At 63.6% G+C, this 12,627-nt stretch carries 12 protein-coding genes; 11 read left to right on the top strand and 1 reads right to left on the bottom strand.

All coding sequences use genetic code 11. The features are described 5' to 3' along the window. Positions 1-8: 8 nt before the first annotated feature. A complete protein-coding gene (locus FJ936_RS16745) occupies positions 9-548 on the top strand; it encodes an NADPH-dependent FMN reductase (RefSeq protein WP_141906781.1) in 540 nt (179 codons plus the stop codon). A gap of 72 nt (positions 549-620) precedes the next feature. Here FJ936_RS16745 and FJ936_RS16740 read toward each other — a convergent pair whose 3' ends face one another. Further along, complete coding sequence (locus FJ936_RS16740; protein ID WP_141906780.1) at positions 621-1,049, bottom strand: GNAT family N-acetyltransferase; 429 nt, start codon at positions 1,047-1,049, stop codon at positions 621-623. A 213-nt stretch (positions 1,050-1,262) separates the two neighbouring features. On the opposite strand from FJ936_RS16740, the gene mdh reads away from it, so the two are divergent. The 10 genes from mdh to lpdA all read left to right on the top strand — a co-directional run bounded on the left by mdh (position 1,263) and on the right by lpdA (position 12,430). Then, positions 1,263-2,231, top strand: coding sequence for a malate dehydrogenase (gene mdh / locus FJ936_RS16735; protein WP_015315009.1), 969 nt, complete (start codon positions 1,263-1,265; stop codon positions 2,229-2,231). 46 nt (positions 2,232-2,277) lie between these two features. Further along, positions 2,278-3,471, top strand: a complete 1,194-nt coding sequence (sucC, locus tag FJ936_RS16730; RefSeq protein ID WP_141906779.1) for an ADP-forming succinate--CoA ligase subunit beta — start codon at positions 2,278-2,280, stop codon at positions 3,469-3,471. A gap of 4 nt (positions 3,472-3,475) precedes the next feature. Then, positions 3,476-3,847: a cupin domain-containing protein gene (locus FJ936_RS16725; RefSeq protein WP_015315011.1), complete on the top strand. Its 372-nt coding sequence runs from the start codon at positions 3,476-3,478 to the stop codon at positions 3,845-3,847. 3 nt (positions 3,848-3,850) lie between these two features. Then, positions 3,851-4,348 (top strand): DUF1579 family protein, encoded by a 498-nt coding sequence (locus FJ936_RS16720; protein ID WP_141906778.1) that lies wholly within the window; start codon positions 3,851-3,853, stop codon positions 4,346-4,348. Positions 4,349-4,359: 11 nt separating this feature from the next. Beyond that, positions 4,360-5,262 carry a succinate--CoA ligase subunit alpha gene (sucD, locus tag FJ936_RS16715; protein ID WP_023784122.1) on the top strand — a complete coding sequence of 301 codons (903 nt, stop codon included), beginning with the start codon at positions 4,360-4,362 and terminating at the stop codon, positions 5,260-5,262. A 144-nt stretch (positions 5,263-5,406) separates the two neighbouring features. Further along, positions 5,407-8,391: a 2-oxoglutarate dehydrogenase E1 component gene (locus FJ936_RS16710; protein ID WP_140618313.1), complete on the top strand. Its 2,985-nt coding sequence runs from the start codon at positions 5,407-5,409 to the stop codon at positions 8,389-8,391. 32 nt (positions 8,392-8,423) lie between these two features. Continuing rightward, positions 8,424-9,701, top strand: coding sequence for a 2-oxoglutarate dehydrogenase complex dihydrolipoyllysine-residue succinyltransferase (gene odhB / locus FJ936_RS16705; protein WP_141906777.1), 1,278 nt, complete (start codon positions 8,424-8,426; stop codon positions 9,699-9,701). 36 nt (positions 9,702-9,737) lie between these two features. Then, the gene (locus FJ936_RS16700) at positions 9,738-10,247 is read left to right on the top strand and encodes a hypothetical protein (protein WP_141906776.1); all 510 of its coding nucleotides are present in this window, start codon (positions 9,738-9,740) and stop codon (positions 10,245-10,247) included. Continuing rightward, positions 10,244-10,999: an SDR family oxidoreductase gene (locus tag FJ936_RS16695; RefSeq protein ID WP_140791683.1), complete on the top strand. Its 756-nt coding sequence runs from the start codon at positions 10,244-10,246 to the stop codon at positions 10,997-10,999. The genes FJ936_RS16700 and FJ936_RS16695 overlap by 4 nt, the downstream gene beginning before the upstream one ends. Positions 11,000-11,023: 24 nt before the next feature. After that, a complete protein-coding gene (gene lpdA, locus FJ936_RS16690) occupies positions 11,024-12,430 on the top strand; it encodes a dihydrolipoyl dehydrogenase (RefSeq protein WP_140822831.1) in 1,407 nt (468 codons plus the stop codon). Positions 12,431-12,627: the final 197 nt, after the last annotated feature.

The raw sequence follows: 12,627 nt of genomic DNA, 5'->3' as shown, positions 1-12,627 counted from the left end.
GGTCCGCCTTGCTCAACCTCATTGCGATATCCGGCAGCCTGCGGGCGGCCTCCACCAATTCGGCCCTGGTCGCGGCACTGGCGCTGAACACGCCAGCGGGCTGTCGCGTCACCGTCTATGACGGGCTTGGCCGGCTGCCGATCTTCAATCCCGACGACGAGGGCGAGCGGACGCCGCGCGAGGCCTCCGATCTGATCGAGGCCGTCACCGGCGCGGACGGTGTCGTCGTCTCCTGTCCCGAATATGCCCATGGCGTGCCTGGCGGCCTTAAGAACGCGCTCGACTGGCTGGTCTCGCGTGACGCCGCCGTCGGCAAGCCGGCGATGCTGGCGCACGCCTCGCCACGCTCGCTCTACGCCCGCACGGCGCTGGCGGAGATCATGCGCACCATGTCGTTCGCGCTTTGCGAAGAAGCCATGCTCGAGGTTTCGCTCCTCGGCAAGAAGCCGGCGGAGGTTGAAAGTATCCTGCGAGAGCCGGCAAACGTGCGGGCAATTCGCGATGGCCTGTCAGCCTTCGCGGCCTTCATCCGCTCGCGCCAAATTTGAGCGGACTCGCGCCAAATTGAGCGGTCGACATCGTGTCGTCGTCCTGGAAGGACCGGAGGCGTCGGCCAATCGCTACAGCCGATAGACGTACATCACAAAGGTCTCCGCCTCGCCATGCGCCTCCTTGCGCCCCTCATAAAGTGCGCGGGCGGGCAGATTGTCCGGCTCGGTGCCGACCCAGGCCTCTTCGCAGCCATGCTCGCGGCCGAGCGCGAACATGGCGTCGAGCATTCCGCGCGCGATGCCCTGCTGCTGGAAGGCTGGCGAGACGCCGACCTCGTCGACGTAGAGTTCCGGCGCCTTGTCCGGATGGCGGTGCATGACCGCCGCGCATTGGCCGACGACAACGTCCTCAGCCAGGGCCACGATCATGAAATGGCCCGATTGCGCGAGATAGCTTGCCAGGCGATCGGGCCGCACCGGCTCGTCGAACACGTCGTCGGCAATCCGCATCACAAGGGCGTCATCTCCGGGATAAAGCCTTCTGATCTCAATCGGCATTGTGTAAATTCTCCCAAGTCGGCTTACAAATTTTGACGTTTACGTAAATCCCGAAGACACTAACCGATTGAAAATGCAGGGGTCGAAATAATCGTTTGAATTTATTCCGCACCAGAGTTATTGGGTGCGGGAAATTCGCGGTTCCCCGCAGCAGTCCGGCCTCTTCCTCGACGCCGTGTTGGCGCGTCACAGACAAAGGGAAATCATCCTCACATGGCACGCAACAAGATAGCGCTTATCGGCTCTGGCATGATCGGCGGCACGCTCGCCCACATGATCGGCCTCAAGGATCTCGGCGACGTGGTCCTGTTCGATATCGCCGAGGGTATCCCGCAAGGCAAGGGGCTCGATATCGCGCAGTCGTCGCCGGTCGATGGTTTCGATTCCCGGCTGACCGGCGTCAACGACTATGCCGGCATCGAGGGCGCCGATGTCTGCATCGTCACCGCCGGCGTGCCGCGCAAACCGGGCATGAGCCGCGACGACCTGCTGGGCATCAACCTGAAGGTCATGGAGCAGGTCGGCGCAGGGCTGAAGAAGTACGCGCCGAAGGCCTTCGTCATCTGCATTACCAATCCGCTCGACGCCATGGTGTGGGCGCTGCAGAAGTTTTCGGGCTTGCCCAAGACCCATGTCGTCGGCATGGCCGGCGTGCTCGACAGCGCGCGCTTCCGCTACTTCCTGGCCGAGGAATTCAAGGTTTCGGTCGAGGACGTCACCGCCTTCGTGCTCGGCGGCCACGGCGATTCCATGGTGCCGATGATCCGCTATTCCACGGTGTCGGGCATTCCGCTTCCCGACCTGATCAAGATGGGCTGGACCTCCAAGGAAAAGCTCGACCAGATCGTGCAGCGCACCCGTGACGGCGGCGCCGAGATCGTCGGCCTCCTGAAGACCGGCTCGGCCTATTACGCGCCGGCGGCCTCGGCGATCCAGATGGCCGAATCCTATCTCAAGGACAAGAAGCGCGTGCTGCCTTGCGCGGCACACCTCTCCGGCCAGTATGGCGTCAAGGGTACCTATGTCGGCGTGCCCGTGGTGATCGGCGCCGGCGGTGTCGAGCGCGTCATCGAGATCGACCTTAACAAGGCCGAGCAGAAGATGTTCGAGGCATCGGTGGCGACCGTGCAGGGCCTGACCGAGGCCTGCGTCAAGATCGCGCCGCAGCTCGCCTCGAAATAACCCGCCCAAACGTCACCCCGGCAAAACGACCTGGAGATAGTTCCCGATGAACATCCATGAATATCAAGGCAAGGCGCTGCTGAAGAGCTTTGGCGCGCCGGTGGCCGAAGGCGTGCCGGTTTTCAAGGCAAGCGAGGCGGAAGCCGCTGCACAGGCGCTGCCCGGCCCACTCTATGTGGTGAAGAGCCAGATCCATGCCGGCGGCCGCGGCAAAGGCAAATTCAAGGAACTCGGCGCCGACGCCAAGGGCGGTGTGCGGCTGGCGAAGTCCGTCGCCGAGGTGGTCGCCAACGCCAACGAGATGCTCGGCCACACGCTGGTGACCAAGCAGACCGGCCCGGCCGGCAAGCAGGTCAACCGCCTCTATATCGAGGACGGCGCCGACATCGAGCGCGAACTCTATCTCTCCATTCTGGTCGACCGCTCGGTCGGCCGCATCGCCTTTGTCGTCTCGACCGAGGGCGGCATGGACATCGAGGGCGTCGCGCACGACACGCCGGAAAAGATCATCACCGTCGCCATCGATCCGGAAAAGGGCGTTACGGCTGAGGACGTCAAGGCGCTCAACGATGCGCTGAAGCTCGACGGCGACGCGGCCAGGGACGGCGGCACGCTGTTCCCGATCCTCTACAAGGCCTTCGTCGAGAAGGACATGAGCCTGCTCGAGGTCAACCCGCTGATCGTCATGAAGGATGGGCATCTGCGCGTGCTCGACGCGAAGGTGTCGTTCGACAACAACGCGCTGTTTCGCCACCCAGATGTGCTCGAACTGCGCGACACGTCAGAAGAGGACGAGAAGGAGATCGAGGCGTCGAAATACGACCTCGCCTATGTCGCGCTCGATGGCAATATCGGCTGCATGGTCAACGGCGCCGGCCTTGCCATGGCGACGATGGACATCATCAAGCTCTATGGCGCCGAACCCGCCAACTTCCTCGATGTCGGCGGCGGCGCTTCCAAGGAGAAGGTGACGGCGGCGTTCAAGATCATCACCAGGGATCCGGCGGTCAAGGGCATCCTGATCAATATCTTCGGCGGCATCATGAAGTGCGACATCATCGCCGAGGGTGTGATTGCCGCGGTCAAGGAAGTCGGGCTCAAGGTGCCGCTGGTCGTGCGCCTGGAAGGCACCAATGCCGAGCTTGGCAAGAAGATCATCAACGACAGCGGCCTGAACGTCGTCTCGGCCGACGATCTCGACGACGCGGCCAAGAAGGTCGTGGCGGCGGTGAAGGGCTGAGCCGGTGCCTCCACGCAAGATAAACCTGGTCGAGGCGGCGGATCGGACCATCACTGAGGTCTTCGATCCGCATATCGCCGGCGACGTGAATGACAGCCAGGCCAAGGTCGCCAAGTTCGGCGAGGTCTTCGACTGGCATGCGCATGACAATGAAGACGAAGCCTTCCTCGTGCTGCGCGGCAGGATCGCCATTGATTTTCGCGACGGGCCGATCGAGCTCGGCGAGGGCGACTTCATCGTCGTACCGCGCGGCGTCGAGCATCGGCCGCGTTCGCTGACATCAGAGCCGGTGGTGCTGATGTTCGAACCGGCGACGACACTCAACACCGGCAATGCCAAGAGCGATCTGACGGTCGCCGATCTGAAGCGGCTCTGACCGATGAACGCCTCGCCCTTCTCTTCGCTCTCGGCCGATCACCAGCTCCTGCAGGCTTTGGTCGGTGCTTGGCGCGGCGAGGAGGAGGTCGCGGATACGCAGTGGGCCGATGGCGGCATGGCGACGAGCGAAGTGACAGCGGAAGCGCAGTTCGGCGGTCTGTTCGTGGTGCAGCGCTATAAGCAGCGCCGCGATGGCACGGTCTCCTTCGGCGCGCACAATGTATTCGGCTTCGACCAGCAGAACAGCGTCGTCACCATGCACCAGTTCGATTCGATGGGCTTTGTGCCGTCCTCGCCCGCCACGGGCACATGGAACGGCAGCGAATTGGTACTGGAGCGATCGTCGCCGCGCGGCTTTGCGAGGGTGACGTATGTTTTCGACGATGCCGACACCTACCGCATGCGATTGCATTTCAAACTTGCCGGCAGCGATGACTGGCAAGACATGGTGAGCGGCGTCTACCGGCGCGTCTCGCCTTCCTCGATCAACGGTTTTTAAAAAGGGCGGCCATGTCCATTCTCGTCGACAAGAATACCAAGGTGCTGGTGCAGGGCCTGACCGGCAAGACCGGTACGTTCCATACCGAGCAGGCGCTGGCCTATCACGGGACAAAGATGGTCGGCGGCATCCATCCCAAGAAGGGCGGCGAGACCTGGACGGGCTCGAAAGGCGAGAGCCTGCCGATCTTCGCCACTGTCGCCGAAGGCAAGGAAAAGACAGGCGCCAACGCCTCCGTCATCTACGTGCCGCCGGCGGGCGCCGCGGAAGCCATCATCGAGGCGATCGAGGCGGAGATCCCGCTGATCGTCTGCATCACGGAAGGCATTCCGGTGATGGACATGATCAAGGTCAAGGCGCGGCTCGATCGCTCGGCCTCGCGGCTGATCGGACCGAACTGCCCGGGCGTGCTTACCCCCGACGAATGCAAGATCGGCATCATGCCCGGGAACATCTTCCGCAAGGGCTCGGTCGGCGTTGTTTCGCGCTCGGGAACACTTACCTATGAGGCTGTGTTCCAGACCACCAATGTCGGCCTCGGCCAGACCACCGCCGTCGGCATCGGCGGCGACCCCGTCAAGGGCACCGAGTTCATCGACATGCTCGAGATGTTCCTGGCCGATGATGAGACCAAGTCGATCATCATGATCGGCGAGATCGGCGGTTCGGCCGAGGAAGACGCCGCGCAGTTTCTCAAGGACGAAGCCAAGCGTGGTCGCAAGAAGCCGATGGCCGGCTTCATCGCCGGGCGCACGGCGCCGGCCGGACGCACCATGGGCCATGCGGGCGCGGTCATCTCCGGCGGCAAGGGCGGGGCGGAAGACAAGATCGCGGCGATGGAATCGGCCGGGATAAAAGTTTCGCCGTCGCCGGCGCGGCTGGGCACGACGCTGGTCGAGGCGATCAAGGGTTAAGCCAGTAGTGAGTAGCAGGTAGTCAGTAGTGAAGAAGGGAAGAACGGGTGAGTAGCAGCTGAGCCGAAAATTCCATTTTCCACTCACTACCGGCTACTCACTGTTCCCTCGAAAGGAGACGGAGCCAGGCTCCGCTGAAACGACATGGCAAGACAAGATCAGGCCAACGACCAATTTTCGCTCACCTCTTTCCTCTATGGCGGCAATGCCGATTACATCGACGCGCTCTACGCGGCGTATGAGGACGATCCCGCCTCGGTCAATCCCGAGTGGCAGGAGTTCTTCGCCGGGCTGAAGGACGATGCCGGCGATGTACGCAGGAACGCCAAGGGCGCTTCATGGGCGAAACCTTCCTGGCCGCTGCAGGCCAATGGCGAGCTGGTGTCGGCGCTGGACGGCAATTGGGGCATCGTCGAAAAGCACCTGGAAAAGAAGGTCAAGGACAAGGCCGTCACCAACGGTGTCGTGCTGTCCGACGCCGATGTGCACCAGGCGACACGCGATTCCGTGCGCGCCATCATGATGATCCGAGCCTTCCGCATGCGCGGCCATCTGCACGCCAATCTCGATCCGCTCGGCATCAACACGCTCGAGGATTACAACGAACTGTCGCCGGAAAATTACGGCTTCACCGAAGCCGACTACGACCGGCCGATCTTCCTCGACAATGTGCTGGGGCTCGAATTCGGCAGCATCCGGCAGATGCTGGAGATCCTCACCCGCACCTATTGTTCGACGCTCGGCGTCGAGTTCATGCATATTTCCGATCCCGAGGAAAAGGCCTGGATCCAGGCGCGCATCGAGGGCGCCGACAAGGAGATCTCGTTCACCGCCACCGGCAAGAAGGCGATCCTGCAGAAGCTGGTCGAGGCGGAAGGCTTCGAGCAGTTCATCGACGTCAAGTACAAGGGCACCAAGCGCTTCGGTCTCGACGGCGGTGAATCGCTGATCCCGGCGCTGGAGCAGATCGTCAAGCGCGGCGGCCAGCTCGGCATGAAGGAGATCGTGCTCGGCATGGCCCATCGCGGCCGCCTCAATGTGCTTTCCCAGGTGATGGCCAAGCCGCACCGCGCCATCTTCCACGAATTCAAGGGCGGCTCGGCGGCCCCCGACGAGGTCGAGGGCTCGGGCGACGTGAAGTACCATCTCGGTGCCTCGTCGGACCGCGAGTTCGACGGCAACAAGGTTCACCTGTCGCTGACGGCGAACCCTTCGCATCTGGAGATCGTCGATCCCGTGGTGATGGGCAAGGCGCGCGCCAAGCAGGATTCCCTGTTCGGCCGCGGCCGCGAGGAGATCGTGCCGCTGGAAGAGCGGGCCAAGGTGCTGCCGCTCTTGCTGCATGGCGACGCCGCCTTCGCCGGCCAGGGCGTGATCGCCGAGATCCTCGGCCTATCGGGCCTGCGTGGCCACCGCGTCGCCGGCACGCTGCACTTCATCATCAACAACCAGATCGGCTTCACCACCAATCCGCGCTTCTCGCGCTCATCGCCCTATCCGTCCGATGTCGCCAAGATGATCGAGGCACCGATCTTTCACGTCAATGGCGACGATCCGGAGGCTGTGGTGCACGCCACCAAGGTGGCGATCGAATTCCGCATGAAGTTCCATAAGCCGGTGGTCGTGGACATGTTCTGCTACCGCCGCTTCGGCCACAATGAGGGCGACGAACCGGCCTTCACGCAGCCGCTCATGTACAGCAACATCCGCGCCCACAAGACGACGGTGCAAATCTATGGCGATCGCCTGATCGCGGAAGGGCACATCACCCAGGCCGAGCTCGATCAGATGAAGGCCGACTGGCGCGCGCATCTGGAAGCCGAATGGGAAGTCGGCCAGCACTACAAGCCCAACAAGGCCGACTGGCTCGACGGCGCCTGGTCAGGCCTGCGCACGGCCGACAACCAGGACGAGACAAGGCGCGGCAAGACCGCGGTACCGGTCAAGACGCTGAAGGAAATCGGCAAGAAGCTGACCGAGGTGCCGAAGGGCTTCGAAGCGCACAAGACGATCATCCGCTTCCTCGAAAACCGGCGTCAGGCGATCGAGTCCGGCGAAGGCATCGACTGGTCGACGGCCGAGGCGCTGGCCTTCGGCGCGATCCTGCTCGACGGCAATCCGATCCGGCTGTCCGGACAGGATTCCGAGCGCGGCACCTTCTCGCAGCGCCATTCCGTGCTTTACGACCAGCGCGACGAGACCCGCTACATCCCGCTCAACAATCTGTCGGCGGCGCAGGCCGGTTACGAAGTCATCAACTCGATGCTGTCGGAAGAAGCGGTGCTGGGCTTCGAATATGGCTACAGCCTGGCCGAGCCGAAGGCGCTGACGCTGTGGGAGGCGCAGTTCGGCGACTTCGCCAACGGCGCCCAGGTGGTATTCGACCAGTTCATCTCGTCGGGCGAACGCAAGTGGCTCAGAATGTCGGGCCTCGTCTGCCTGCTGCCGCATGGCTATGAAGGCCAGGGCCCCGAACATTCTTCCGCCCGGCTGGAGCGCTTCCTGCAGCTTTGCGCCGAAGACAATATGCAGGTCGCCAACTGCACGACGCCGGCCAACTACTTCCACATCTTGCGCCGGCAGCTGAAGCGCGACTTCCGCAAGCCGCTGATCCTGATGACGCCGAAGTCGCTGCTGCGCCACAAGCGGGCGGTGTCGACGCTGCCGGAAATCTCGGGCGAAAGCTCGTTCCACCGGCTGCTGTGGGATGATGCCCAGCTGTTGCCCAACCAGGCGATCAAGCTGACCAAGGATTCCAAGATCCGCCGCGTCGTGCTGTGCTCGGGCAAGGTCTATTACGACCTCTATGAAGAGCGCGAGAAGCGCGGCATCAACGACATCTATCTGCTGCGCGTCGAACAGCTCTATCCGTTCCCGGCCAAGGCGCTGATCACCGAGCTGTCACGCTTCCGCAACGCCGAGATGGTGTGGTGCCAGGAGGAGCCCAAGAACATGGGTGCCTGGTCGTTCATCGATCCGTATCTGGAATGGGTGCTGGCGCATATCGACGCCAAGCATCAGCGGGTGCGCTACACCGGCCGTCCGGCGGCCGCGTCGCCGGCGACCGGGCTGATGTCGAAGCACCTCGCCCAGCTCGCCGCCTTGCTCGAAGACGCGCTCGGCGAATAAGCAGAACAGAACCGAAAGAACGGACAGGCACAATGGCTACCGAAATCCGCGTTCCCACACTCGGCGAATCCGTCACCGAAGCGACCGTTGGCAAATGGTTCAAGAAGGTCGGCGATGCCATTGCCGCCGACGAGCCGCTGGTCGAGCTCGAGACTGACAAGGTGACGGTAGAGGTGCCCGCCGCCGCCGCCGGGACGCTCGGTGAAATCACGGTTGGGGAAGGCGAGACGGTCGGCGTCGGCGCCCTGCTCGGGTCGATTTCGGCCGGTGGCGCGGCTGCTCCCGCGACCAAGCCGCAAGCGGTCGCGCAGGCGTCCAGCCCCGACGCGGCATCCACCACCAAGCAGGCCGCGGCCGAGACCGCCAAGGTTGCCGGCGATGCCGGACCGGTCGAGCCGCGCACCATGCCGCCGGCGCCGGCGGCGGCAAAATTGATCGCCGAGAACAATCTGTCGGTCGACCAGCTCTCCGGCTCGGGCAAGCGCGGCCAGGTGCTGAAGGGCGACGTGCTGGATGCCATCTCCAAAGGTGCGCCGTCGCAGCCGGCCGAGACGCCAAAGGCAGCGCCGGCACCGATCGCGGTTCGGGCGCCGTCGTCTGGCGAGGATGCATCGCGCGAGGAGCGCGTGCGCATGACCAAGCTGCGCCAGACCATCGCGCGCCGCCTGAAGGAGGCGCAGTCGACCGCCGCCATGCTGACCACCTTCAACGAAGTCGACATGTCGGCGGTGATGGCGCTCAGGACCAAGTACAAGGACGTTTTCGAGAAGAAGCACGGCGTGAAGCTCGGCTTCATGGGCTTCTTCACCAAGGCCGTCACCCACGCGCTGAAGGAAATCCCCTCGGTCAATGCCGAGATCGACGGCACCGACATCATCTTCAAGAACTATGCCCATATTGGTGTCGCGGTCGGCACCGAAAAGGGCCTCGTGGTTCCGGTCGTGCGCGATGCCGACCAGATGTCGATCGCCGAGATCGAGAAGGACATCGGCCGGCTGGGCATCGCCGCGCGCGACGGCAAGCTGTCGGTCGCCGACATGCAGGGCGGCACCTTCACCATCTCCAATGGTGGCGTCTACGGGTCGCTGATGTCGACGCCGATCCTCAATGCGCCGCAGTCGGGCATTCTGGGCATGCACAAGATCCAGGACCGGCCGGTCGTGGTCGGCGGCCAGATCGTGATCCGGCCGATGATGTATCTGGCGCTCAGCTACGATCACCGCATCGTCGACGGCAAGGAAGCTGTGACCTTCCTGGTGCGGGTCAAGGAAAGCCTGGAGGATCCGGAACGGCTGGTGCTCGATCTGTGAGGCGGTCGGATGGCGGCTTGCGGCAAAGAGCGGCCAATGATGGCGCGTTTGCTTGGAGCCACCAAACCGGTTGTGCTGATGATCGGTATCATGATGGCTACCGCAGCCGCCCAAGCCGCCTGCCCGATCGAACTCGCCGTCTATGGGGATAGCCAGAGCGGCAGCGAGATCGATTTTACCCCGACCGGCACATCGGCTGTTGTCACCAACAGTTTCCGGCTGATCCTCGACAACGATGTGGTGCTGAACGGCATCGTCATGTGGACCACGGATGTTGCGCGGCCGAACGGCGCGCTGATGTACAAGTGCCCGGAAGGCGACGTGACCGGCGAGGAGCTTGCCGCCTGCACGCTGTGGAACGGCGTCATCTACACGTCCGACGACAAGGGCACTGTCGGGCTTTTGCCGGCCGAGGGAGTGGAGGCGCCGAAGACGCTGATCCTGCCCGAACTCGGGCCGGTGCTTAGGCAGTCCCGGGCGCGTGGCGGCGGCGGATTTTCGAAAGTGCCGTCCGATGTGTTCGCTATGAAGGGATGCCAGGAATGAGCGCGACGCAAAAAGTGCTGCTGGTCACCGGCGGCAGCCGCGGCATCGGCGCCGCCATCTGCCGACTGGGGTCGGAGGGGGGCTATCGCGTCGCGGTCAATTACGCCTCCAACAAGGCCGCCGCCGATGCGCTGGTCGCCGAAATCAAGGACGGCGGCGGCGAAGCCGTTGCCGTCAGGGGCGATGTCGGCAAGGAAACCGATATCGTGGCCATGTTCGGCGCCGTCGACCGCGCCTTTGGCCGGCTCGACGCCTTCGTCAACAATGCCGGCATCGTCGACGTCAAGGCGCGCGTCGACGAGATGGATGTCGCGCGGCTGGAACGCATGATGCGCATCAATGTCGTCGGCTCGTTCCTGTGCGCCCGCGAGGCGGTGAAGCGCATGTCGACGCGGCATGGCGGGTCGGGCGGTGCGATCGTCAACATCTCGTCGGCGGCGGCGACGCTGGGCTCGCCGGGCGAATATGTCGACTATGCCGCCTCCAAGGGCGCCATCGACACCTTCACCATCGGGCTTGCCCGCGAGGTGGCGCTGGAAGGCATCCGTGTCAATGCGGTGCGGCCGGGCATCATCGACACCGACATCCACGCCTCCGGAGGCCAGCCGGACCGGATAGAACGGTTCCGCGATCTGCTGCCGATGAAAAGGGCGGGCACGGCGGATGAAGTCGCCGGTGCGGTCCTCTATCTTTTATCCGATGCCGCGTCCTATACGACGGGCGCGATCCTGAATGTCAGCGGCGGCCGCTGAACCCCAAGCAAAAGGGAAACAAACATGGCTTATGACGTGGTTATCATCGGCTCGGGACCCGGCGGCTATGTCTGCGCCATCAAGGCGGCACAGCTTGGGCTGAAGGTCGCGGTGGTCGAGAAGAACGCGACCTTCGGCGGCACCTGCCTCAACATCGGCTGCATCCCGTCCAAGGCGCTGCTTTATGCCTCGGAAATGTTCGCCGAGGCCGGCCATTCCTTCGACACGCTCGGCGTCGAAATTCCGGCACCCAGGCTGAACCTGAAGAAAATGATGGCGCACAAGGACGCGACGGTGTCGTCCAACGTCAATGGCGTCGCCTTCCTGTTCAAGAAGAACAAGATCGATGCCTTCCGCGGCACCGGCAAGGTGGTTGCCGCAGGCAAGGTCTCGGTGACCGGCGAGGATGGCAAGGTCGACGAGATCGAGACCAAGAACATCGTCATCGCCACCGGGTCCGACGTCGCCGGCATTCCCGGCGTCAAGGTCGACTTCGACGAAAAGATCATCGTGTCCTCGACCGGCGCGCTGTCGCTGGAGAAGGTGCCTGGCCATTTGGTGGTGGTGGGCGGCGGTGTCATCGGCCTCGAACTCGGCTCGGTCTGGGCACGGCTTGGCGCCAAGGTCACTGTGGTCGAGTTCCTCGACACCATTTTGGGCGGCATGGACGGCGAGGTGTCGAAACAGTTCCAGCGGCTGCTCTCCAAGCAGGGCTTCGAATTCAAGCTCGGCGCCAAGGTGACCGGCGTCGCCACGGCCAAGAAGGGCGCGACCGTTACCTTCGAGCCGGTCAAGGGGGGTGCTGCCGAAACCATTGAGGCCGATGCCGTGCTGATCTCGACGGGACGCCGCGCCTTTTCGGACAGCCTCGGGCTGAAGGAAGCCGGCGTCGAGGTCGACGAGCGCGGCCGGGTCAAGACCGACGGGCATCTCAGGACCAATGTTCCCGGGATCTACGCCATCGGCGACGTCATCGCCGGGCCGATGCTGGCCCACAAGGCCGAGGACGAGGGCGTGGCGGTGGCCGAGACCATCGCCGGCCAGGCCGGCCATGTGAACTATGACGTCATTCCGAGCGTCGTCTACACCAGTCCGGAGATCGCGTCGGTCGGTAGGACCGAGGAAGAGCTGAAGAAGGCCGGCATCGACTACAAGGTTGGCAAATTCCCCTTCACCGCCAACGGCCGCGCGCGCGCCATGCTGCATACCGACGGTTTCGTGAAGATCCTGGCCGACAAGCAGAGCGACCGCGTGCTCGGCGTCCATATCGTCGGCTTCGGCGCCGGCGAGATGATCCATGAGGCGGCGGTGCTGATGGAGTTCGGCGGCTCGTCGGAAGATCTGGCCCGCACCTGCCACGCCCATCCGACGATGTCGGAAGCGGTGAAGGAAGCGGCGCTGGCCACCTTCTTCAAGCCGATCCACATCTAAGGGTGCCCAACGCTTCGTCGTCCTATGGCGGAGCAAGGAGCGAAGCGACGCGGCGTAGACCGGCCGAGGTCGCGGCATGGATCCTCGGGTCAAAGCCCGAGGATGACGAACGGGCGGAGTGGCTTGGCGCCAAGGCCCCCCAACGGTCATCACCCAAAACAAAACGGCCCGCCTTTCAGCAGGCCGTTCGTCTTTGA

Source organism: Mesorhizobium sp. B2-4-13 (assembly GCF_006658535.1).
GTDB lineage: Bacteria > Pseudomonadota > Alphaproteobacteria > Rhizobiales > Rhizobiaceae > Mesorhizobium > Mesorhizobium australicum.
The sequence above is the reverse complement of the archived record's forward strand: the minus strand, read 5'-3'. Positions and strand labels throughout refer to the sequence as shown.

Excerpts from the sequence above, each read along its gene's own strand:
- FJ936_RS16740 (WP_141906780.1), bottom strand. The coding sequence starts at position 1,049 with ATGCCGATTGAGATCAGAAGGCTTTATCCCGGAGATGACGCCCTTGTG.
- FJ936_RS16720 (WP_141906778.1), top strand. The coding sequence starts at position 3,851 with ATGAACGCCTCGCCCTTCTCTTCGCTCTCGGCCGATCACCAGCTCCTG.
- FJ936_RS16695 (WP_140791683.1), top strand. The coding sequence starts at position 10,244 with ATGAGCGCGACGCAAAAAGTGCTGCTGGTCACCGGCGGCAGCCGCGGC.
- sucD (WP_023784122.1), top strand. The coding sequence starts at position 4,360 with ATGTCCATTCTCGTCGACAAGAATACCAAGGTGCTGGTGCAGGGCCTG.
- FJ936_RS16710 (WP_140618313.1), top strand. The coding sequence starts at position 5,407 with ATGGCAAGACAAGATCAGGCCAACGACCAATTTTCGCTCACCTCTTTC.
- FJ936_RS16700 (WP_141906776.1), top strand. The coding sequence starts at position 9,738 with ATGATGGCGCGTTTGCTTGGAGCCACCAAACCGGTTGTGCTGATGATC.
- mdh (WP_015315009.1), top strand. The coding sequence starts at position 1,263 with ATGGCACGCAACAAGATAGCGCTTATCGGCTCTGGCATGATCGGCGGC.
- odhB (WP_141906777.1), top strand. The coding sequence starts at position 8,424 with ATGGCTACCGAAATCCGCGTTCCCACACTCGGCGAATCCGTCACCGAA.
- sucC (WP_141906779.1), top strand. The coding sequence starts at position 2,278 with ATGAACATCCATGAATATCAAGGCAAGGCGCTGCTGAAGAGCTTTGGC.
- lpdA (WP_140822831.1), top strand. The coding sequence starts at position 11,024 with ATGGCTTATGACGTGGTTATCATCGGCTCGGGACCCGGCGGCTATGTC.